The following is a 20,239-nucleotide window of genomic DNA, read 5'->3' on the forward strand; positions in this document are numbered from 1 at the left end:
CCAGCCGGGCAGGCGCCGCAAGGAAGTTTCGCGGTCCCGGCGGCCGTATTCCGCGTCAGAGGCTGAGCTTCGGCCAGGTCCAGTCGGCGACAGCAGGGATGTCCTCGCCGTGTTCGCGGGTCCAGGCACGCGCATTCCAGCGGGCGTCGACCATCTCCTGACGCAGGCCCGCTGCCTTGTCCCGCAGTGTCGGCACCCGATCGACGACATCCATCACCAGGTGGTACCGATCGAGGTCGTTGAGCATGACCATATCGAAAGGAGTTGTCGTGGTGCCTTTTTCCTTGAATCCACGGACGTGCATTTCGTCATGGTTCGCGCGACGGTAGGTCAGGCGGTGGATCAGCCAGGGATAGCCGTGGAAGGCGAAGATCACCGGACGGCCGCGAGTGAACAGGGTGTCGAATTCGCTATCGGGCAGGCCGTGTGGATGTGCGTCGGGCGGCTGCAGCCGCATCAGGTCGACCACATTCACCACCCGGATGCGCAGCTCGGGCAGCCGCTCGCGCAGGATGGCCGCGGCAGCAAGGGTTTCCAAGGTCGGCACGTCGCCTGCGCAGGCGAGCACGACATCCGGTGTGGTGCCGGGATCGTCATTGTGCCCGGCCCAGTCCCAGATGCCTGCGCCGCGGGCGCAGTGCACGGCGGCATCGGGCACCGAAAGCCAGTCCGCCTGTGGCTGTTTGCCCGCCACCACCACATTGACGTAGTGCCGGGAGCGTAGACAGTGGTCGAAGGTAGACAGCAGCGTGTTCGCGTCCGGTGGCAGATACACGCGCACGATGGACGGCTTCTTGTTCAGCACCACGTCCAGGAATCCGGGGTCCTGATGAGTGAATCCGTTGTGGTCCTGACGCCAAACATGCGACGACAAAAGGTAATTGAGGCTGGCGATGGGACGTCGCCACGGAACTTCCGCACTGGCGTCGAGCCATTTGGCGTGCTGGTTGAACATTGCGTCGACGATATGGATGAACGCCTCGTAGCAGGTGAAAACTCCGTGCCTGCCGGTGAGCAGATAGCCCTCGAGCAGGCCCTGACACATGTGCTCGGACAGCACCTCGATCACCCGGCCGAACCGGTCGAGGTCGACGTCGAATTCGCCCATCTCCGCCTGCCAATTGCGCCCGGTGACCTCCAGGATGTCCTGCAGCCGATTGCTGGCCAGCTCGTCGGGCGCGAAGGTGAGGAAGTTGTCGGTATTACCGGCGGTGACGTCGCGCAGCCAGCCGCCGAGCACTCGGGTCGCTTCGTGACTGCTCGCGCCGGGTGACCCGACCTCGACGCCGTAGTCGCGCCAGTCCGGGAGCCGAAGATCCCGAACGAGCGTGCCGCCGTTGGCAATTGGATTGGCGCTCATCCGTCGATCGCCGCGCGGCACCAGCTCGCCGAGCACAGCCACCGGTCGGCCCGCTTCGTCGAACAACTCTTCCGGTCGATACGAGCGCAGCCACTGTTCGAGCACCGCTCGGTGCCGGTCGTCGGTACGCGCGGCGGGCAACGGCACCTGATGTGCACGAAACGTGCCCTCGACCTGATTGCCGTCGACCACCGGTGGGCAGGTCCAGCCCTTCGGTGTGCGCAGCACGATCATCGGCCAGATCGGGCGCACCCCGTCGGCACCAGCGCGCGCGGCACGCTGGATCTGCCGGATGCGGTCCAAGCAGTCGTCCATGGCGGCGGCCATCGCCTGATGCACGGCCGCCGGATCGTCCCCCGAGACGACGATCGGTTCGTAGCCGTACCCACGCAGCAGCATCAGCAGCTCGGATTCCGGAATGCGTGCCAGGACCGTCGGATTGGCGATCTTGTACTGGTTGAGCGCGAGGATCGGCAGCACCGCGCCGTCGCGGCCCGGGTTGAGGAACTTATCGGCGTGCCAGCTGGTGGCCAGCGGACCCGTCTCCGCCTCGCCGTCGCCCACCACGCAGAAAACGGTGAGATCCGGATTGTCGAGCGCCGCGCCGAAGGCATGCAGCAGCGAATAGCCGAGTTCGCCGCCCTCGTGAAAGGAGCCAGGCGTTTCGGGCGCGCAGTGACTCGGCACGCCGCCGGGGAAGGAAAACTGCGCGAACAGCGCACCCATCCCCGAACCGTCCTGTGGCACATGGCTGTAGAGCTCGGAATACGTGCCCTCCAGCCAGGCACACGCATTCGGGCCCGGCCCGCCGTGCCCGGGCCCCGCGACGAACACCGCGTTCAGATCGCGCTGCTGGATGGCCCTATTGGCGTGCGCCCAGACCAGATTCAAGCCGGGCACGGTGCCGAAATGTCCGAGCAGCCGTGGTTTGACGTGCTCGGCCCGCAACGGTTCCCGCAGCAGCGGATTGCTCATCAGATAAATCTGGCCGACCGCGAGATAGTTCGCCGCCCGCCACCACGCGTCGATCGACTCCAGTTCGCCGCGGTCGAGCGGACCGGGCACTTGCACCAGCCGATAGGGCCGCGGCGCGATCGTCGCACCGCCACTGCTGTCGACATTGTCGGCCGAGGTATCGCCCCCGACATTGGCCATCTGCGTCATACGCCGACTCTCCTCACGCTCGGGGCATCGGGAGCGGTACCGGAGGAACCGCTATCGCCGGGTCCTGCACGGCTGTCGAAGAACGATCGACAACACCGGATGGAGAATTCCTCGTCAGGCTACCGGCAGCCGGCCTGCGAGTCAGGCTTCTGTGCACGCGTACGAATCCTGCTTTGTCCTTCCGTGACGGTCGACCGTTCGACCCGCCGTGTGGTCAGGGCGGCACGATGCCGGTGGCCGCGCGTGGATTAGGGTGCGCCGCATGCAAATACTCGGCAGGATCATCGGCCTCGGCGCCATCGCCGCGGCTGCGTTCGCACTGACCGCGTGTGGGTCGGGGGACGACAACAACTCGGCGTCCGCGACGACCACCGCGGCAGCGAAGACGGCCTCGTCCGCGGCCGGCGCGCCGCAGAGCAAGGGTCGCGAATGCACCGCCGACGACATCAAGGTCGACGGTGGGTTCGGCGCCAATCCGAAGATCACCATCCCCGACGATTGCGACCCGCCCAAGCAGCTGATCGTCAAGGACCTGGTCGAGGGCAGCGGACCGGGCGCGGTCGCGGGCCAGCAACTCACCATGAACTACTCGCTGGTCACCTGGTCGGACAAGAAGAAGCTCGACAGCTCCTTCGACCGCGGCAAGCCGTTCCAGCTGCCCCTCGGTGCCGGGCAGGTCATTCCCGGCTGGGACCAGGGCTTGGTCGGTGTCCAGCAGGGCGCGCGGCGGCTGCTGATCATCCCGCCGGACCTCGGATACGGCGCGGGTGGCAACGGCATCAAGCCGAACGAGACTCTCGTTTTCGTCACCGACGCGGTCACCGTTCCCAAGAGCTGATCTTTCGCCTGCGACTCGCAAGCAGCCGCTGGGACGGTCTAGGACGGTGCTGCCCGCAACCCGCCGCGACCGGTCAACTAACCTTGTCGGGATGCGTGCGCGTGGGCGCGCTGCGTCCATGTCCATGAGAGCAAGGCGCCCATGTCGATGAGAAGCAAGTCGACCAGAACCACCAACGAACAAGGAGCATGTCCGTGAAGAGCACCGTCGAGCAGCTGAGCCCGACCCGGGTCCGGATCAACGTCGAGGTGCCCTTCGAGGAACTGAAGCCCGACTTCGACAAGGCGTACAAGGCACTGGCGAACCAGGTCCGTATCCCCGGCTTCCGCCCGGGCAAGGCTCCGGCCAAGCTGATCGAGGCCCGTGTCGGCCGTGGCGCGATCCTGGAGCAGGTCGTCAACGATGTGCTGCCTGCGCGCTACAGCGAGGCCGTCACCACTTCCGAGGTGAAGGTCATCGGTCAGCCCGAGATCGAGATCACCAAGATCGAGGACGGCCTGGAGCTCGCGTTCACCGCCGAGGTCGACGTGCGTCCCGAGATCACCCTGCCCGCCTACGACGGCATCGAGGTGTCGGTCGACGCGTTCAGCATCGGTGACGAGGACATCGAGGAGCAGCTGCAGTCGCTGCGCCAGCGCTTCGGCACCCTGACCGGTGTCGAGCGTCCGGTCGAGGACGGCGACTTCGTGTCCATCGACCTGTCGGCCACCGTCGACGGTGCGGATGTGCCGGAAGCCGCCACCACCGGCCTGTCCCACGAGGTCGGTTCCGGCCAGCTGATCGAGGGTCTCGACGAGGCGCTGACCGGCCTGTCGGCCGGTGAGTCCGCCGAGTTCACCTCCACGCTGGTCGCCGGCGAGCACGCGGGCAAGGAAGCGGTCATCACCGTCACCGTCGGTTCGGTCAAGGAGCGCGAGCTGCCCGAGGCCGACGACGACTTCGCCCAGCTGGCCAGTGAATTCGACACCCTCGAAGAGCTGAAGGCAGACCTGCGCACCCGCGTCGAGCGGGTCAAGAAGGTCGAGCAGGCAGGCGAGATCCGCGACAAGGTGCTCGAGGCGCTGCTGGAGCAGGTCGAGGTGCCGCTGCCGGAGGCCGTCGTCAAAGCCGAGATCGACGCTGTGCTGCACGACGCCGTGCACGGCTTCGACCACGACGAGGACGCCTTCGCCGCCGCGCTCGAGGCGCAGGGCAGCACCCGCGAAGAGTTCGACAACGACACCAAGGAGTCCGCCGAGAAGTCGGTGAAGACCCAGCTGCTGCTGGACGCCATCGCCGAGGCGGAGAACACCCAGGTCGGCCAGGAGGAGCTCACCGAGCGGATCTTGTTCCAGTCCCAGCGCTACGGCCTGTCGCCGGAACAGTTCATCCAGCAGGTGCAGCAGGCGGGCCAGCTCGGCGCGGTGTTCGCCGATGTGCGCCGCGGCAAGGCGCTCGCCGGTGTCGTCGGCCAGGTGAAGGTCACCGACTCCGAGGGCAACTCGGTGGACACCGCCGAAATGTTCGGCGCCCCTGAGGGTTCCGCGGCCGAGTCCGACGCCGAAGAAACCGCCGCCGCGAGCGCCGAATAATTCCATGGAATGCCAGCGTGATCGACGGCCGAGTGGTTGTGTGATTGTGCTGTGAGCGAATAAGGGCGGTGCCGGGAGTTCGGTGCCGCCCTGTTTCGTTAATGTTTGTGACAGCGAACGGTGATGGCTCTGTAGCAATCAGCGCTGTGTAGGTTTCAGTGACAAGCCGGTGAGAAGAGAAGGCAGGTATCCGTGACAATCAACCAGGCAGGGGTCATGACAGCCGCTACTGCTGGTCTCAACCTCAGTGATTCGGTGTACGAGCGCCTGCTGCGTGAGCGCATCATCTTCCTCGGCACGCAGGTCGACGACGACATCGCGAACAAGCTGTGCGCCCAGATCCTGCTGCTCTCGGCGGAGGATCCGGTCAAGGACATTTCGCTCTACATCAACTCGCCCGGCGGTTCGGTGACTGCGGGTATGGCCATCTACGACACGATGCAGTTCGCCGAGTGCGACATCGCCACCTACGGCATGGGTCTGGCCGCCTCGATGGGGCAGTTCCTGCTCACCGCGGGCACCAAGGGCAAGCGCTACGCGCTGCCGCACGCGCGCATCATGATGCACCAGCCTTCGGCGGGCATCGGTGGTTCCGCGGCCGACATCGCGATCATGGCCGAGCAGTTCGCGCACACCAAGCGTGAGCTGAACGAGTTGCAGGCGCAGCACACCGGCAAGTCGGTCGAGCAGGTCACCATCGACGCCGATCGCGACCGGTGGTTCACCGCGACGCAGGCGCTCGAGTACGGCTTCATCGACCACGTGATCAGCCACGCGAATCAGGCGGGGAACGGCGCGAAGTAGCCGACCATTTCGAGCGACCTGCACCCAGTCGCAACGGCTGAGAACCGCTCACCCACTCAGACTTTGGAGACGAAGATGGCCAACCTGATCGACCCACGCGCCGGCCTCGGCGGTATTGCACCGCAGAGCCCGCAGGCGCGCTACATCCTGCCGTCGTTCATCGAGCACTCGAGCTTCGGTGTCAAGGAGTCCAACCCGTACAACAAGCTGTTCGAGGAGCGCATCATCTTCCTCGGCGTGCAGGTGGACGACGCCTCGGCCAACGACATCATGGCGCAGCTGCTGGTGCTGGAATCGCTCGATCCCGACCGCGACATCACCATGTACATCAACTCGCCCGGTGGCTCGTTCACGTCGCTGATGGCCATCTACGACACCATGCAGTACGTGCGTGCCGACGTCGCGACGGTCTGCCTCGGCCAGGCGGCCTCCGCGGCCGCCGTGCTGCTCGCCGCGGGCACCCCGGGCAAGCGTGCCTGCCTGCCCAACGCCCGTGTGCTGATCCACCAGCCGTCGCTGGAGGGTGGTATCCAGGGGCAGGTTTCGGACCTGGAGATCCAGGCCGCCGAGATCGAGCGCATGCGTCGCCTGATGGAGACCACGCTGGCCTACCACACCGGCAAGGACGCGGACACCATCCGCAAGGACACCGACCGCGACAAGATCCTGACGGCCGCGGAGGCCAAGGACTACGGGATCATCGACACGGTGTTCGACTACCGCAAGCTCAGCGCACAGAAGTAATCTCCGCGCGCGATCAGGTGTCAGGCAGTGATTCCGGGGTAAGCCCGGGATACGGGTGCGCCGGTCGCTCGTATGTTGCTGTTAGTCAGGTAAATCCGGCCGGGACAGGTGCCGCTCGGCATCCGTTCCGGCCGGATTGCTTCGATGGAACCGACCGACCGGAAGGGTGTCCGGCGGGATAGGCCACGAGGCGGGCGGCCGGACCTGGTTTCGGCCGCAGCTCGGGGAGAACGTGTTCTAGTGCCGTGAGAACTCGCGCAACCCCGGCGAGAAACATGCTCGAGTTGTCGACCTCCGTCGCGCACACCGGGTACGGTCAACCTAGGGGCCTTTGCTCCCGGTTGACGGCAGTGCTCGACCCGCCGGAACGCTCGAGGTGTTCGTGATTACACCCGAGGGTGGCGGATTGCCGGCAACCTGGACGGACGGTTGCACGCGGACAAGGAAGTAGGGACCCACGAGATGGCGCGCATCGGAGACGGCGGCGATCTGCTCAAGTGCTCGTTCTGCGGAAAGAGCCAGAAGCAGGTCAAGAAGCTCATTGCGGGACCAGGGGTGTACATCTGCGACGAGTGCATCGATCTATGCAACGAGATCATCGAGGAAGAGCTGGCCGAGTCCAGCGAGGTCAAACTCGATGAGCTGCCCAAACCTGCCGAGATCCGGGACTTCCTGGAGAACTACGTGATCGGGCAGGACACGGCCAAGCGCACGCTCGCGGTGGCTGTCTACAACCACTACAAGCGCATCCAGGCCGGCGACAAGGGTCGCGACAGCCGTGGCGAGACGGTCGAGCTCGCCAAGTCGAACATCCTGATGCTCGGGCCGACCGGTTGCGGCAAGACCTACCTCGCGCAGACCCTGGCCAAGATGCTCAATGTGCCCTTCGCGATCGCCGATGCCACCGCGCTGACCGAAGCCGGATATGTCGGCGAGGACGTCGAGAACATTCTGCTGAAGCTGATCCAGGCCGCCGACTACGACGTGAAGCGGGCCGAGACCGGCATCATCTACATCGACGAGGTGGACAAGATCGCTCGAAAGAGCGAGAACCCTTCGATCACCCGCGATGTCTCCGGCGAGGGCGTGCAGCAGGCGCTGCTGAAGATCCTGGAGGGCACCCAGGCCAGCGTGCCGCCGCAGGGTGGACGTAAGCACCCGCACCAGGAATTCATCCAGATCGACACCACCAACGTGCTGTTCATCGTGGCGGGTGCGTTCGCCGGGCTGGAGAAGATCGTCTCCGACCGCACCGGACACCGCGGCATCGGCTTCGGCGCCGAGGTGCGCTCCAAGGCGGAGGTCGACACCTCGGATCACTTCGCCGAGGTGATGCCGGAGGACCTGATCAAGTTCGGTCTGATCCCCGAGTTCATCGGCCGCCTTCCTGTCGTCGCCTCGGTGACCAATCTTGACAAGGAATCCCTGGTCAAGATCCTCTCCGAGCCGAAGAACGCGCTGGTCAAGCAGTACATCCGACTGTTCGAGATGGACGGCGTCGACCTCGAGTTCACCACGGACGCGCTGGAGGCGATCGCCGATCAGGCCATCCTGCGTGGCACCGGCGCGCGCGGTCTGCGCGCCATCATGGAAGAGGTCCTGCTGCCGGTGATGTACGACATCCCCAGCCGCGATGATGTCGCCAAGGTGGTCGTCGACGCCGACACGGTCAACGACAACGTGCTGCCCACCATCGTGCCGCGCAAGGCGCAGCGCACCGAGCGGCGCGAGAAGTCGGCGTAGTCGCTTAACGGCAAGGGATTTCAGGGTGCAACCGCAGCCACTGCGGCATCCGGCGGGGCCGGGTCAGCTGCTGGATGTCCGGGGCGTGCTCAGTGGCACCGTCGACATGCGGACCTATCAGCACACACATCTCGTGGTCTTCTCGCGCACTGCGGGCGGCATGCTCCGGGACCCGGGCCCGGATCAGGAGGGCCTGTTGGCGAGGCTGACAACGTGTGTCGAATGGCTCGACGAACACTTCGGATTCGAGCTGGTGAGCGTGTTCACCAACCCGCTCGAGATGCAGTACATCTATTACGCCATGCTGCGTCGTCGTAATGGAGGCCAGCGGCAGTAGAGGCGACGTGTCGTCGCCCATTGTGGACATCAGGTCATATCAGAGGTGTACAGACCTGTCTGTTGGGGTAGTCCTTATCCAGGGTTGAGCAACCAGCCCAGTCCTGGAGCTGAGGCATCCGGGCGAAATCAACGCCGGCAATGTTTCGAGCGTGCCGTGCGCGACCGGACCGAGGTCCTTATGTCGACTGTTGTTGCTACTTCCAGCCAATCCGCCACTCACTTCGCGGAGCCGTGGCCGTCCGGTCGCGGTCCGTCCGACCGCCTGCGGGTCACCCTGATGACACCCACGGATTCGGTCACGCTGTGTGCCCTCGTTGGCGAGGTGGACTACTACAGCGCCGATGTCTTCCGGAGCAGTCTGATCGGATCCCTCGGGACCGCCGGGTCTGTGGTGGTGGTCGATCTGTCCAGGGTGACGTTCTTCGGCAGCGCAGGTCTGCGGGTATTGATCGAGGCCGAGGCAGTGGTGGGGTCTGCGGGAGGCAAGTTCGTGCTGATCACCGGCCGACGCTGTGTCGACCGATTGCTCGCCGCCGCTGGCGATGTGGCGGTTTTCCAGACGGTGACCAGCCTGGCCGAGGTAATAGCCGACGCCGCATAGCGGCTTTCTCGTGCCGCCCGTCGACATTGTTCGACGGGCGGCACGGTCGTTTCGCGGGGGTCAGTCCTGGGGCCAGGGAACTCGGCAGGAATCGGTGCTGAATCCCTGTGTCGTGATTCCGAGCGCGGAGTTGAAGCGTGAACGCATGTTCTCCAGGCCGATCTGGTAGGTCAGTTCGATGACACCCGCACGGCCGAAACGCTTTTCGAGGTCGGCGACCTGATCGTCGGTGACGGTGGTCGGCGTCGCGGTGAGGGCGTCGGCGTAGGCGATCGCGGCGCGTTCGCCGGCGCTGTAGAGCGGTGAGGTTTCGTACTCCGCGATGTGCTCGAGGCGGTCGACATCGAGATTGCCGTGCCGCATGAGCATGGCGCCGAAGTCGATGCACCAAGAGCAGCCGACGATCCAGGCCACGCGGTATACGGCGATCTCGCGGATGGCGGCAGGCAATTTTGTGCATGCTCGTTCCATCAGCACTTCGTGAATACCGCTGGCGGCCAGCAGCTTTCCGTGGTTGGCCGTCACCGCGAACGGTTCGGGCACCGCGCCGAAGCGTCGCTCGGCGATGCGGTACAACAGTTTGGTGAGCGGCCCCGCCTGCTCGGGGGTGACGGCGGGGATACGGGTTGTGTCCATCACGGTTCTCCTTCGATCCAACGTTGTCCTGCTACTCGGACGAGGAGGGATCATGGAATGTGACGGGCAGCCGGGTGTGATCCACCGCACGTGTTGGCCCGTCGGGCTACACCGCTTCGGTGTGCATATCGTCAGGGCCCCAGTATGCGCGCATGCTGATGATCTTGCCGTCGTCGTCGAATTCCATCACGTCGATGGGGGTCAGCGTGAAGCGCTGGTCGCCGAACTTGGTGATGATGCTGAACATGAAGGCGGCGTGATTGCCCCCGATGCGAATGGTCTCCGGCTTCAGTTCGGTTTCCCGATCGAGGTTGGCGAGCACGTCGTAGAACTCACGGATGGCAGCGTGGCCCTGTTTGACCTCGGAGCCGATGGGATCCTCGACGGTCGCGTCGGCGGCGTAGAGGTTGACGATATCCTCGGTCGGACCCGAGCCGACCAGCTTGACGTACTGCTCGACAACATCGCGGATCTGCTGTGCCATGGAAACTCCTGCCGAATTGGAACATGTTCTAATTCGGAGCGTAGCAGTGTCCACGATGCCGGAGTCGCGGATTGCACTCTCGATACCTACCGGATCGGCCGCCGAGCGGATGCGTGCGCGCGGACGGCCCCGGAACTCCCTGTGAGTAGCACCCTCGGGGACACGGTGACGATCGGCCGGCTGCTGCCGTTCGATCGCGCCCGGGGTCGGGGATCGCCGTTGATCCGCCTGGTTCGCCATTGAACCTTCGTCCCATTCGGGTGCTGTCGTTGATGGTGTCGTACGCGGGGCCTTCGATGTTACGCCCGTCACTTATTCAAGCGATCCGTACTTCGGGGCGCCCGCATTGCGGTAGGTCGCGATGACAACGCCCGAAGCGGTGGTGCGGGAATCGGTGAGGTCGAATCCGGTGGGCTGCACATCCTCGGTGAACAGCCGCTTGCCGGTGCCGAGCAACACCGGGAAGGTAAGCAGGTGCATGGTGTCGATCAGGCCTGCGGCCAGCAGACCCTGCGCCAGATTGCCGCTCCCGTGCACCTGCAGTTCGCGACCGGGGCTTTCCTTTAGTGCGGTCACCTCCTTGACCAGATCGCCCCGCAGTATCTCGGCCGGGCCCCACCCCGCGCTGTCCAGGTGGGTGCTCACCACGTATTTGGGAAGCGAATTCAGTGTGGTGGCAATGGGATCCGTCGGGTCGGTGACCTTCGGCCAGTAGCCTGCGAAGATCTCGTAGGTGCGCCGACCGAGCAGGAAAGCGTCGACCTTGCCGAACACCTCGGTCATGAAGGCGCCGAAGTCCGCGTCGCCGTAGGGTGCCGACCAGCCGCCGTGGGTGAACCCGCCGCTCGGGTCCTCCTGCGGTCCGCCGGGCGCTTGATAGACGCCGTCGAGGGTGACGAACTGAGTGAGGGACAACTCCATGGCGGGGCTTCCTTTCGTCCTTGTCGCCCGCCGCGCGCGGGCTTCTCACCTGATTCGACGGCGCGGGCCCGGAAAACTCATCGCTATTTCCGCCGGTCGCGCCCCGGTGTGTCGGACTTGCGCTCTCGGCGACGTGCTGTTGAATCGGTCCGGTCAACCAGATGTTCGAGTGACGAGTGAAAGCGGAGGAGACATGGCACTGCCTACCATGACCGCGGAGCAGCGCACTGAGGCGCTGGCCAAGGCGGCTGCGGTCCGCAAGGCGCGCTCCGAACTGATCGGCAAAGTGAAGGCTGGCAAGGTTTCGGTTGCCGATTTGCTGAAGAAGGCCGATAGCGACGAGCTGGTCAAGAAGACCAAGGTCGCGGCCGTGATCAAGGCCCTGCCCGGCGTCGGCCCGGTGAAGGCCGCCAAGCTGCTGGACCAGGCCGAGATTCCCGAGGACCGCCGCATCGGTGGACTCGGCGCTCGCCAGCGTGCCGCATTGCTCGAGGCACTGGACGCCTGATCGCGTCTCAACTGTCGAGGTAACCATGATCGAGGAACGAACGCTCACGTCGGTGGCGTGGTTGTGCGTCGAGAACGGCCGCTTGCTTGCGGTCCGCACCAGAGGACGCGACGCCTTCTACCTACCGGGCGGCAAGCCCGAGCCGGGTGAAACCCTGGCGGGAGCGCTCGTTCGTGAAGTTCGAGAAGAAGTCGGCGTCGAGTTGGAGGCGCATCGGATCGCGCCCGTGGTGACCATCACCGCTCCTGCCCACGGGCGTCCCGGCACTCTCGTCGAAATGCACTGCTTCACCGCGCCGGGCCACGGCAACCCAGCTCCAGCCGCGGAGATCGCGGAAATGACGTGGCTCGGTCCTGCGGACCATCATTTATGCGCCCCGGCCGTCGGCAAGGCCCTGGACCACCTCACCTCCATCGATGCTTGGGGCTCGCCGTAAGTCGTTCGGCTGCTCGGCAGCGACGGCCCGCAAACGAGTGGTGCCGATCGATCAGCGCGGGCGGCGGCGCGGGAACCGGATGTCCATCGGCGCCGGATCGGACATGGGGATGTCGCCGCGCGGCGGGATGACTACACAGCCGAGGCCGAGAATGACCAGCACGGCGGCGGCGAGCAGGCTGAGCGTGAAGCTGCCCGCGCCCATCTCGGCCGGTTTGTGGAAGGCGTGGTAGATGAAGTGCGGTAGACCGAACGTCAGCCAGCCGATTCCCGCCAATCGGGCGACCGCGGTGCCGTTGATGACGAGCGCGGCGATGGTGATCGCGGTCAAGGCGAGGAAGAAGGCGCCGACGTCACCTACGAGGTGATGGTTGTATGGCCCATCCACCGAAATCCAGTGCATGCCGAAACCGGGGAAGCTGGTGTACCAGGAGTGCGGTGCGAAGACCGCCCACAGGCCGACGATCGCGCCCTGAACCGCGAGGATTGCCAGCATGATCCGAACGATCAGCAGCCGCCGTCGAAACTGTTCGAACCGCATGCGCACGCGCACGCCGCCGGACTTGCCTTCCACCGAAATCCGCATCGGGCGCTCCGTTCAAGCCGAATTTCTGGATCGGGTGAAGCAACCGTAATTCGGACATCGGGAACGGGCAATAGGCGCACCGTCAGGGGCGGGTCCCTACGTTGGTGGGCGCAATCGGCGCATCGCTGACCGACGTGCGGTCGAGCCGGTGCGCGCCGGTGTAGATGTTCATGGTCCGACCGCGCAGGAATCCGACGAGGGTGAGGCCGGATTCGGCTGCCAGGTCGACGGCGAGCGAGCTGGGTGCGGAGACGGCGCCGAGCATCGGGATGCCTGCCATCACCGCTTTCTGCACCAATTCGAAGGAGGCTCGGCCACTGACGATCAGCACCAGATCGTGGGCCGGGATACGGTTTTCGCGCAGTGCCCAGCCGAGCACCTTGTCGACGGCATTATGTCTGCCGATATCCTCGCGGACGACGAGGGCGGTGCCGTCCGCGGTGAAAAGCCCCGCCGCGTGCAGACCACCGGTGGCGTCGAAAACGCCTTGGCGGGTGCGCAATTCGTCGGGCAGGGTGGCAAGGGTGGCGATGTCCACGAGGAGGCCGTCGGCCGGTATCGGGAATCGGGTGCGGGTGTGCACATCATCGAGTGCGGTCTTGCCGCAGAGCCCGCAGGCGCCGGTGGTGAGAACGTGGCGGCCGCGCACCGGGACCGGCGTGCGCAAGTGGACGTCGAGGACGTTGTAGGTGTTGTGCCCGTTTTCGTCGGTGCCCGCGCAGTAGCGTGCGCTCACCACATCGTCGGTGGCGCCGATGATGCCCTCGCCCAGCAGAAATCCGTGCACCAGGTCGATATCGCTGCCCGGAGTGCGCATGGTGACGGTGAGTTGCTCTCCGCCGAGGCGGATTTCGAGCGGCTCCTCCACCGCGAGGGTGTCGGGCCTGGTGATCTCACCGTGGGAGGTGATGCGGATCGTCGGCCGGCGCGCGGTCACTCTACTCACGGCGGCACCTCACTGCTCTCGGCAGGCGATCGGTGGCGACGGTCTGCGCGGTCACGATGGCTGCCCGATATGCGTGTGCCGCTCGAGCCGGATGGTCACCGCTTTGGACACCGGGGTATTCGACCGTGCCGCAACATGATCCAACGGAACCAGCGGATTGGTCTCCGGGTAGTAGGCGGCGGCGTTGCCGCGCGGGGTCGAGTAACCGATGATGCGGAAGCCGGTCACCTTGCGTTCGGTGCCGTCCGTCCACTCGGAGATCAGATCCACCAATTCGCCGTCCGCGAAACCCAATTCGGCGATGTCCTCGGCGTTCACCAGGATCACCTTGCGCCCCCCGTGCACGCCGCGGTACCGGTCGTCCAGGCCGTAGATGGTGGTGTTGTACTGATCGTGGCTGCGCAGCGTCTGCAGGATCAGCCTGCCGTCGGGGACCGGAGTCCAGGTGAGATCGTTCACCGCGAAGTTGGCTTTACCTGTGGTGGTGCGGAATTCGCGGGAGTCGCGCGGCGGATGGGGCAGCACGAAGCCGTTGCGTTGCCGGACCCGGGTGTTGTAGTCGGCGCAGCCGGGCACCACGCGCGCGATCGCATCGCGAATCTTGTCGTAGTTGCGCTGGTACTGCGCCCACGGCACCGGGTGGTCGGCGCCGAACAGGCTCTGCGCGAGCTCACAGACGATGGCGACCTCGCTGTGCAGCTGGTCGCTCACCGGCTTCAGCCGTCCGGTGGACAGATGCACCATCGACATCGAATCCTCCACCGACACCTGCTGTTTCACGCCGCCTTGCAGATCTTCGTCGGTGCGGCCGAGGGTGGGCAGGATCAGCGCGGTCTGCCCGTGCACAACGTGGCTGCGGTTGAGTTTGGTGGAGACCTGCACGGTGAGCGCGCAGCCGCGCAGCGCCGCCTCGGTCACCTCGGTATCGGGCGTCGCGGAGACGAAGTTGCCGCCCATCCCGAAGAACACCTTCGCCGTGCCCTCGCGCATGGCGCGGATGGCATCGACGGTGTCGAAGCCGTGCTTGCGCGGGCTGGTGATGCCGAACTCGTGATCGAGCGCGTCGAGGAAGGAGTCGGGCATCTTCTCCCAGATGCCCATGGTGCGATCGCCCTGCACGTTCGAGTGGCCGCGTACCGGGCACACACCCGCTCCCGGCTTGCCGATCATGCCGCGCAGCAACAGCAGGTTGGTCGCCTCCTCGATGGTGGCGACGCCGTGCTTCTGCTGGGTGAGGCCCATCGCCCAGCAGATGATGATGTTCTGCGATTCGGCCAGCAGCCGGGCGGTGCGACGGAGTTCGTCGTCGGTCAGCCCGGTTGCCGCGAGGACGGTGTCGAAATCGACGGCCCGCACATTTTTTTCGTACTCCGTGAAGCCCGCGCAATGTGCGTCGACGAATTCGCGGTCCACCACCGTTCCCGGCGCGGCGTCCTCGGCCTCGAACAACAGGCGGCCGAGCCCCTGGAACAGCGCCATGTCACCGCCGAGGCGGATCTGTAGGAAGTCGTCGGCGATGGACACGCCGCTGGTGAAGCCCTTGACGGTCTGCGGATCGCGAAAGCCGAGCAACCCGGTCTCCGGCAGCGGATTGACGGCGATGATTTTGGCGCCTTTTGCCTTCGCCCCGGCCAGTGCGCTGAGCATCCGCGGATGATTGGTGCCCGGGTTCTGGCCTGCGACGATGATGAGGTCGGCGGCATCGAAGTCGTCGATCGAGACCGAGCCCTTGCCGATGCCGATGGAACTGGTCAGCGCGGCGCCGGAGGATTCGTGGCACATGTTCGAGCAGTCCGGCAGATTGTTGGTGCCGTAGCTGCGTACCAGCAGCTGATACAGGAACGCGGTCTCGTTGGCAGTGCGCCCCGAGGTGTAGAAAAGCGCCTCGTCCGGAGTCGTCAAGGCGCGCAGCTGCTCCGCGATCAGCTGGTAGGCGTCGTCCCATTCGATGGGGGAGTAGTGGGTGGCGCCGGGGCGCAGCACCATCGGATGGGTGAGCCTGCCCTGCTGACCGAGCCAGTAGCCCGACTTGTCTGCCAGCTCCTCGATGGAGTGCGCGGCGAAGAATTCGGGGGTGACGGTGCGCAGCGTCGCCTCCTCGGCGACCGCCTTCGCGCCGTTCTCGCAGAACTCTGCAGGGCGACGATGGCCGGACGGCTCGGGCCAGGCACAGCCGGGACAGTCGAAACCGTGTACCTGGTTGACCCTGGCCAGCGTGCGGGCGGTGCGGACCACGCCCATCTCCTCGACCGCGCGTTTGAGCGCGACGGCGACGGCCGTGACCCCGGCCGCCTGCTCCTTCGGTTCGGTCACGCTCAGCGCGGTCTCGTCGATGTCGCGTGTCGGCCCATTACGGTGCATGGTCGTCATTGTCCTCTCCGCAGGGAGGCTGTCTCGGCGGGGCCGAGATCAGCCTGTCCGATCGTGCGTACCCGCCGCGGGTCCGCTCCGCAACCGGTGCGCGCAAGAAGGCCCGGTTGCGTGGGCGTGACATGACCCCCGACTGCGGCAAGGGAGATGACCCGACAGCGGTATGCAGGGGAGGTGCGACTGGGCACGTGGAAAGGCCTGAGTGCGGCATGCGGGACGGCTTGGGCAGCGCGTGACGCGTGACCGCGGCACCCGGCAACGGCTCGGCCGCGGTACGTGGGATGGTGCGACTGCGGCTTGTCAGAGGGTAGGGCAGTCGGTGCGACCGTGCTCGGCCATCACCCCGCCGACCTGGCCGCGGCCCAGCATTCTGTGCGGTATCGAGTCAAGGTTCCCGGCGCCGCACTGAACGACCTGCGCGCGCGAATGGTCCGCACTCCGGCGGCGGTCACGACAAACCGCGAGCGTGGCGTTCACCGGAGATCTCCGTGGCGTCCTTGCGCCGATCTTCGATGCGATGGGTGGCGATTCGCTCACCGATGCGGACACTCCAGCCGGGCGGGAGTTCGATGGGTGCGGTGCCGACGCGGGTCCACTGCTCGGCGCCGGGCGCCGCGATGAAAGTTCCCGCGGGAGTGGAAGCGTCGCGAACATAGACCTTGCCGCGTTCGAGCGAGACATAGGCGTGCACGCGCGAGACATGCCGATCGCGCGGGACGGCGATAGGTGAGGCGGCGGCGGTGCGCACCGAATCGTCGGACATGGGGCTGCGGCCGATGACGTATGGGCGGTCGAGTGGGTAGGCGGCGCCGTCCTCGAAGACGAGCGCGCCGGTGGCCGGACCGAGTGTCGAGGTTGCCGGCGCCGGTGCGCTGCCGGTGGGACGCACGCGCCGCGGTCGCGCGCCGCCCTGCGTCGGAACCTTGTCCAGCGCAACAGGTTGTGGTCGCGAGGAGGTGGTCGGCCGGGTCGCGTCCGATGTCTCGGACCAGGCCAGTGGCCCCGCCCGGGTGCCGATCTCCGCACTTGCCCGAGCTTCGTGGCTCGACGGGGTATCGGATTCCGACAGCGCGACCATGCCGGCCGGAGCCGTCGGTGGTGGCTCGTCCCCGGCCGCGGACTGCGGCGCGGCGGGCGCCGGGCGCGCGGCCTTCCCGGTTTTCCGCACCGCGACACGAAACACGAAACCGCCTCCGGGAACCACGCCGTCGCGCAAATTGCTGCGCGGGTGCGTGGTCAAGGGAAGCGCGGTGTCGGCGCCGACCGAAATCTGCCGCACCGGCTCGCGCACGATCTCGTCGACCCAGGTGAACGCACGCGCACCGGCCAGCCGCCTGGTCCCCTCCGCGCCCTGGATCTCGGCGCTCACCGGCCCGCGCAACAGGATGACCGTGCCATCGCCGGTCGGCGCGACCACGCCGAACGGCGGTGGCTCCGACCCGCCGCCGAACACCACCGCGGCCAGGCGCTGCACAATCGCCGCGCCGGGATGCTCGCCATCGGCGACGGCTTCGATCGCACCGAGTATGCGGTCGGTGGAAGACGTTTCGCCGGCCAAGTACACGACGACCGCACCGAAGCGTGCGATCAAACCATCGCCCGGCGCGATTCCAACGGTGGACGGGTCCTTCGGCACCCGTGCCCTCCTTCCCGGCGCACTACGGCCCCCAGCATAGAGCGTGGACGGCACCCGGAACGGGCGCGGCGAACAACCGAAGGGCGGGCACGGAATCGTCCGTGCCCGCCCTGTTGTCGGTGGTGTGGGAGGTGGCGCTATCGAGTCATCTTGCGTGCGTTCGCAGTTCAGACGGCGAATACCGCGGCGTTGTCACGAATCCAGTCGGCGAAGGTGCGTGCCGGGTGGCCGGTGAGGGTGGCGACCGTGTCGGTGATCACGGTGGGCACCCCGTCGCAACGCCGCCAGTAGTCGAGCAGGCCGTCGGCATAGTGGGCGGGGATGTACTCGGCCATCTCCTGCCGCCAGGTGTCGGGGGTGACGTGGTCGATGGTGACGCTGCGGCCGGTGAGCTCGGCGATCAGGTCGAGTTGCGCGGTGAAGGTCAGGGTCTGTGGGCCCGTGAGGTGGTAGACCTCGCCACGGTGCTCGGGCTCGGTGAGCATGGCGTGGACGGCCTCGGCGATGTCGAGTTCGTGGATCGGGTCGGCGTAGGCGTTGGGGTAGGGCAGGGCGACCGGGCGGTCGGTCTTGATCGAGAACGACCAGCCACGGGCATTGCCTGCGAAAGCGCCCGGTCGCAGCACGCTGACGGCCATCGGCGCGTCCGCGAGTCCGAGTTCGGCATCGAGGTGCGACTTCGCGACCGGATTGGTGTCGGGGTCGAGCACCGAGGACGAAGACAGCAGCACGATGTGCTCGACCCCGGCTTCGGTTGCGGTGGTGACGAATTCGGTGATGCACGCGGGCTCGGCATAGAGGAATACCGAGGTGACGCCGGCCAGCGCGGCGGGGAAAGTCGTCGGGTCCCGCAGGTCGCAGGTGACGGCGGATACCCCGTCGGGGAGTTCGAGCTGGTCGGGTCGGCCGGAGCCGACCCGGACGGCGTGGCCGTCGGCGAGCAGCAGGGACAGCAGGTTGGTGGCGACCGCGCCGCGGCCTCCGGTGATGAGGATCATGACAACTCCGTGGGGTCGTGCGGTTGATGATGTTCGATCGGCGTGCCGATCAGTGGTCTGCTGCCGGTGCTCGCCGGGGAAGCAGCCGGACAAGGCCGCAGCTGACCAGCGTGATCGCGGCGACGACGAGGAGGCTGACGGTCAGCGCGTGCGCCTGCCCGGGACCGACGGTGCGGAAATAGACGGTGGTGACGGCGGCCGCACCGATGGCGTTGGCCAGTTGCTGCACGGCCGAGAGAGAACCGCTGCCGCTGCCGCTCTCCGCCGGGTCGATATCGCCGATGGTGATCTGGAAGATGGTGCCGAAGCAGGTGCCCATGCCGACACCGAGAATGAAGACGGGTACGGCCAGAACCCATGCGGTGATACCGGTTCCGGCGGTCAGCGCGAGGGCGAGCAGCAGGCCGGTGCCCGCCAGGGTGATCAGCAGCCCGATAAGGATGAGGGTGCGGCCGAGTTTTGCAAGCAGTTGGTGTGCGGCGACCGAGGCAACGATGATGCCGGCGGCGAGTGGCGCAAGGCCGAGTGCGGCGCCGGTCGGGGTGTAGCCGAGGCCGGTCTGCATGAACAGCGAGAGCACGTAGAGCAGACCGGACACCGCGGCGAAGAACACCAGGCCCAGCAGCAGGCCCGAGGTGAAGCCGCGGTTGGCGAACAGTGACGGCTCGATGAGCGGATTCGTCGCGGTGAGTTGGCGGCGGGCGAAGAGTGCGAAGGCCACGGCGGCTGCGGCGAGGTAGCCGAAGGGTGCGGCGGTCCAGCCGTTGGCCGAACCCTCGATGAGGCCGAACAGCGAGCCGAACATAGCCGCGCCGAGCAGGGCGGAGCCGAGCACGTCGATGGCGACGGTGCGATCGCCGTCGTCGGCGGGCAGCAGGCGGTATGCGGCGGCGAAGGCGAGCGAGCCGAGCACGATATTGATCAGGAACATGGCTCGCCAGCCGAGGCCGAACAGGTCGGCGTCGATCAGGAAGCCCGCGAGGATCGGGCCGCCGACCGCGGAAAGGCCGAGGGCAGGGCCGAACACGCCGAAGGCTTTGCCGAGCTGTTCGCGCGGGAAGACCTGGGTGAGGATGCCGAAACCCTGCGGAATGAGCAGCGCGCCGAACGCGCCCTGGACAAGTCGTGCGGTGACGATCGAGGTCGGGTCGATGGCGAGGCCGCAGGCGACCGAGGCCACGGTGAAGCCGGCGACGCCGATCAGGAACAGGCGGCGTTTGCCGAACCGGTCGCCGAGTCTGCCGCCGACGACGAGTAGAACGCCGAGTGCGAGGGCGTAGCCCGCGCCGAGCCACTGGATCAGTGACTGGCCGCCGCCGAGGTCGTTCGCGATGGTCGGCGCGGCGATATTGGTGATCGTCGAGTCGAGCAGATCGAGGACGTCGGCCGCCAGGATGACGGCCAGTATCGCCCACATGCGGGCTCCGACCTTGGTGTTTGCCGCCGTTTCCGGATGCGTGATGGTGGACATGAGGTTCCCCTTCGAGGAAGAAATCGAGCGAACATCGATCGTGACGAACGTTGTTCGGTTGGTTCGAACTCTAGGAGACGAACA

The 20,239-nt window shown here is 66.3% G+C and carries 19 protein-coding genes; 9 read left to right on the forward strand and 10 right to left on the reverse strand.

Annotated elements, in window-relative coordinates:
- Positions 1-55: 55 nt before the first annotated feature.
- Positions 56-2,524: a phosphoketolase gene (locus OHA42_RS12860; RefSeq protein ID WP_406237033.1), complete on the reverse strand. Its 2,469-nt coding sequence runs from the start codon at positions 2,522-2,524 to the stop codon at positions 56-58.
- Positions 2,525-2,786: 262 nt separating this feature from the next.
- Between OHA42_RS12860 and OHA42_RS12865 the strand changes: the two genes are divergently transcribed.
- The 7 genes from OHA42_RS12865 to OHA42_RS12895 all read left to right on the forward strand — a co-directional run bounded on the left by OHA42_RS12865 (position 2,787) and on the right by OHA42_RS12895 (position 9,164).
- Positions 2,787-3,362: an FKBP-type peptidyl-prolyl cis-trans isomerase gene (locus OHA42_RS12865; RefSeq protein ID WP_406237035.1), complete on the forward strand. Its 576-nt coding sequence runs from the start codon at positions 2,787-2,789 to the stop codon at positions 3,360-3,362.
- A 194-nt stretch (positions 3,363-3,556) separates the two neighbouring features.
- Complete coding sequence (gene tig, locus OHA42_RS12870) at positions 3,557-4,933, forward strand: trigger factor (protein WP_406237036.1); 1,377 nt, start codon at positions 3,557-3,559, stop codon at positions 4,931-4,933.
- Positions 4,934-5,149: 216 nt separating this feature from the next.
- The gene (locus tag OHA42_RS12875) at positions 5,150-5,737 is read left to right on the forward strand and encodes an ATP-dependent Clp protease proteolytic subunit (protein WP_366528059.1); all 588 of its coding nucleotides are present in this window, start codon (positions 5,150-5,152) and stop codon (positions 5,735-5,737) included.
- A 75-nt stretch (positions 5,738-5,812) separates the two neighbouring features.
- The gene (locus OHA42_RS12880; RefSeq protein ID WP_328410420.1) at positions 5,813-6,481 is read left to right on the forward strand and encodes an ATP-dependent Clp protease proteolytic subunit; all 669 of its coding nucleotides are present in this window, start codon (positions 5,813-5,815) and stop codon (positions 6,479-6,481) included.
- Between the two features lie 462 nt (positions 6,482-6,943).
- Complete coding sequence (clpX, locus tag OHA42_RS12885; protein ID WP_328410422.1) at positions 6,944-8,224, forward strand: ATP-dependent Clp protease ATP-binding subunit ClpX; 1,281 nt, start codon at positions 6,944-6,946, stop codon at positions 8,222-8,224.
- A 25-nt stretch (positions 8,225-8,249) separates the two neighbouring features.
- Complete coding sequence (locus OHA42_RS12890; protein WP_406237037.1) at positions 8,250-8,561, forward strand: hypothetical protein; 312 nt, start codon at positions 8,250-8,252, stop codon at positions 8,559-8,561.
- A gap of 180 nt (positions 8,562-8,741) precedes the next feature.
- Positions 8,742-9,164 (forward strand): STAS domain-containing protein, encoded by a 423-nt coding sequence (locus OHA42_RS12895; RefSeq protein WP_406237039.1) that lies wholly within the window; start codon positions 8,742-8,744, stop codon positions 9,162-9,164.
- Positions 9,165-9,224: 60 nt separating this feature from the next.
- On the opposite strand, the gene OHA42_RS12900 is transcribed toward OHA42_RS12895, so the two are convergent.
- The 3 genes from OHA42_RS12900 to OHA42_RS12910 form a co-directional block, all read right to left on the reverse strand.
- Complete coding sequence (locus OHA42_RS12900) at positions 9,225-9,800, reverse strand: carboxymuconolactone decarboxylase family protein (protein WP_406237041.1); 576 nt, start codon at positions 9,798-9,800, stop codon at positions 9,225-9,227.
- A gap of 106 nt (positions 9,801-9,906) precedes the next feature.
- Complete coding sequence (locus OHA42_RS12905) at positions 9,907-10,284, reverse strand: nuclear transport factor 2 family protein (RefSeq protein ID WP_406237043.1); 378 nt, start codon at positions 10,282-10,284, stop codon at positions 9,907-9,909.
- A gap of 312 nt (positions 10,285-10,596) precedes the next feature.
- A complete protein-coding gene (locus tag OHA42_RS12910) occupies positions 10,597-11,205 on the reverse strand; it encodes a dihydrofolate reductase family protein (RefSeq protein WP_406237046.1) in 609 nt (202 codons plus the stop codon).
- A 193-nt stretch (positions 11,206-11,398) separates the two neighbouring features.
- Here OHA42_RS12910 and mihF point away from each other — a divergent pair, with 193 nt between their 5' ends.
- Complete coding sequence (mihF, locus tag OHA42_RS12915) at positions 11,399-11,713, forward strand: integration host factor, actinobacterial type (RefSeq protein ID WP_328410432.1); 315 nt, start codon at positions 11,399-11,401, stop codon at positions 11,711-11,713.
- 25 nt (positions 11,714-11,738) lie between these two features.
- The gene (locus tag OHA42_RS12920) at positions 11,739-12,149 is read left to right on the forward strand and encodes an NUDIX domain-containing protein (RefSeq protein WP_406237047.1); all 411 of its coding nucleotides are present in this window, start codon (positions 11,739-11,741) and stop codon (positions 12,147-12,149) included.
- Positions 12,150-12,200: 51 nt separating this feature from the next.
- Here the strand turns inward: OHA42_RS12920 and OHA42_RS12925 are convergent, their stop codons facing one another.
- The 6 genes from OHA42_RS12925 to OHA42_RS12950 form a co-directional block, all read right to left on the reverse strand.
- Entirely contained in the window at positions 12,201-12,734 is a 534-nt protein-coding gene (locus OHA42_RS12925; protein ID WP_406237049.1) for a hypothetical protein, read from the reverse strand.
- Positions 12,735-12,816: 82 nt separating this feature from the next.
- Positions 12,817-13,680, reverse strand: coding sequence for a formate dehydrogenase accessory sulfurtransferase FdhD (gene fdhD / locus OHA42_RS12930; RefSeq protein ID WP_406237050.1), 864 nt, complete (start codon positions 13,678-13,680; stop codon positions 12,817-12,819).
- Positions 13,681-13,731: 51 nt separating this feature from the next.
- The gene (locus OHA42_RS12935; RefSeq protein WP_406239308.1) at positions 13,732-16,041 is read right to left on the reverse strand and encodes an FdhF/YdeP family oxidoreductase; all 2,310 of its coding nucleotides are present in this window, start codon (positions 16,039-16,041) and stop codon (positions 13,732-13,734) included.
- A 457-nt stretch (positions 16,042-16,498) separates the two neighbouring features.
- Complete coding sequence (locus tag OHA42_RS12940) at positions 16,499-17,686, reverse strand: FHA domain-containing protein (RefSeq protein WP_406237052.1); 1,188 nt, start codon at positions 17,684-17,686, stop codon at positions 16,499-16,501.
- A 167-nt stretch (positions 17,687-17,853) separates the two neighbouring features.
- Positions 17,854-18,684 (reverse strand): SDR family oxidoreductase, encoded by an 831-nt coding sequence (locus tag OHA42_RS12945; protein WP_406237054.1) that lies wholly within the window; start codon positions 18,682-18,684, stop codon positions 17,854-17,856.
- A gap of 49 nt (positions 18,685-18,733) precedes the next feature.
- On the reverse strand, positions 18,734-20,155 hold the full coding sequence (locus OHA42_RS12950; protein ID WP_406237056.1) for a DHA2 family efflux MFS transporter permease subunit: 1,422 nt from the start codon (positions 20,153-20,155) through the stop codon (positions 18,734-18,736).
- Positions 20,156-20,239 lie beyond the last annotated feature (84 nt).

The sequence above is a fragment of the Nocardia sp. NBC_01009 genome, from assembly GCF_045208035.1.
GTDB lineage: Bacteria > Actinomycetota > Actinomycetes > Mycobacteriales > Mycobacteriaceae > Nocardia.

Bases quoted from the DNA above. Each gene is read 5' to 3' on its own strand.
- OHA42_RS12880 (WP_328410420.1), top strand. From the start codon at position 5,813: ATGGCCAACCTGATCGACCCACGCGCCGGCCTCGGCGGTATTGCACCG.
- OHA42_RS12935 (WP_406239308.1), bottom strand. From the start codon at position 16,041: ATGCACCGTAATGGGCCGACACGCGACATCGACGAGACCGCGCTGAGC.
- OHA42_RS12875 (WP_366528059.1), top strand. From the start codon at position 5,150: ATGACAGCCGCTACTGCTGGTCTCAACCTCAGTGATTCGGTGTACGAG.
- OHA42_RS12925 (WP_406237049.1), bottom strand. From the start codon at position 12,734: ATGCGGATTTCGGTGGAAGGCAAGTCCGGCGGCGTGCGCGTGCGCATG.
- OHA42_RS12945 (WP_406237054.1), bottom strand. From the start codon at position 18,684: ATGATCCTCATCACCGGAGGCCGCGGCGCGGTCGCCACCAACCTGCTG.
- OHA42_RS12860 (WP_406237033.1), bottom strand. From the start codon at position 2,524: ATGACGCAGATGGCCAATGTCGGGGGCGATACCTCGGCCGACAATGTC.
- OHA42_RS12920 (WP_406237047.1), top strand. From the start codon at position 11,739: ATGATCGAGGAACGAACGCTCACGTCGGTGGCGTGGTTGTGCGTCGAG.
- mihF (WP_328410432.1), top strand. From the start codon at position 11,399: ATGGCACTGCCTACCATGACCGCGGAGCAGCGCACTGAGGCGCTGGCC.
- clpX (WP_328410422.1), top strand. From the start codon at position 6,944: ATGGCGCGCATCGGAGACGGCGGCGATCTGCTCAAGTGCTCGTTCTGC.
- OHA42_RS12910 (WP_406237046.1), bottom strand. From the start codon at position 11,205: ATGGAGTTGTCCCTCACTCAGTTCGTCACCCTCGACGGCGTCTATCAA.
- OHA42_RS12905 (WP_406237043.1), bottom strand. From the start codon at position 10,284: ATGGCACAGCAGATCCGCGATGTTGTCGAGCAGTACGTCAAGCTGGTC.
- OHA42_RS12865 (WP_406237035.1), top strand. From the start codon at position 2,787: ATGCAAATACTCGGCAGGATCATCGGCCTCGGCGCCATCGCCGCGGCT.
- OHA42_RS12950 (WP_406237056.1), bottom strand. From the start codon at position 20,155: ATGTCCACCATCACGCATCCGGAAACGGCGGCAAACACCAAGGTCGGA.
- OHA42_RS12900 (WP_406237041.1), bottom strand. From the start codon at position 9,800: ATGGACACAACCCGTATCCCCGCCGTCACCCCCGAGCAGGCGGGGCCG.
- OHA42_RS12895 (WP_406237039.1), top strand. From the start codon at position 8,742: ATGTCGACTGTTGTTGCTACTTCCAGCCAATCCGCCACTCACTTCGCG.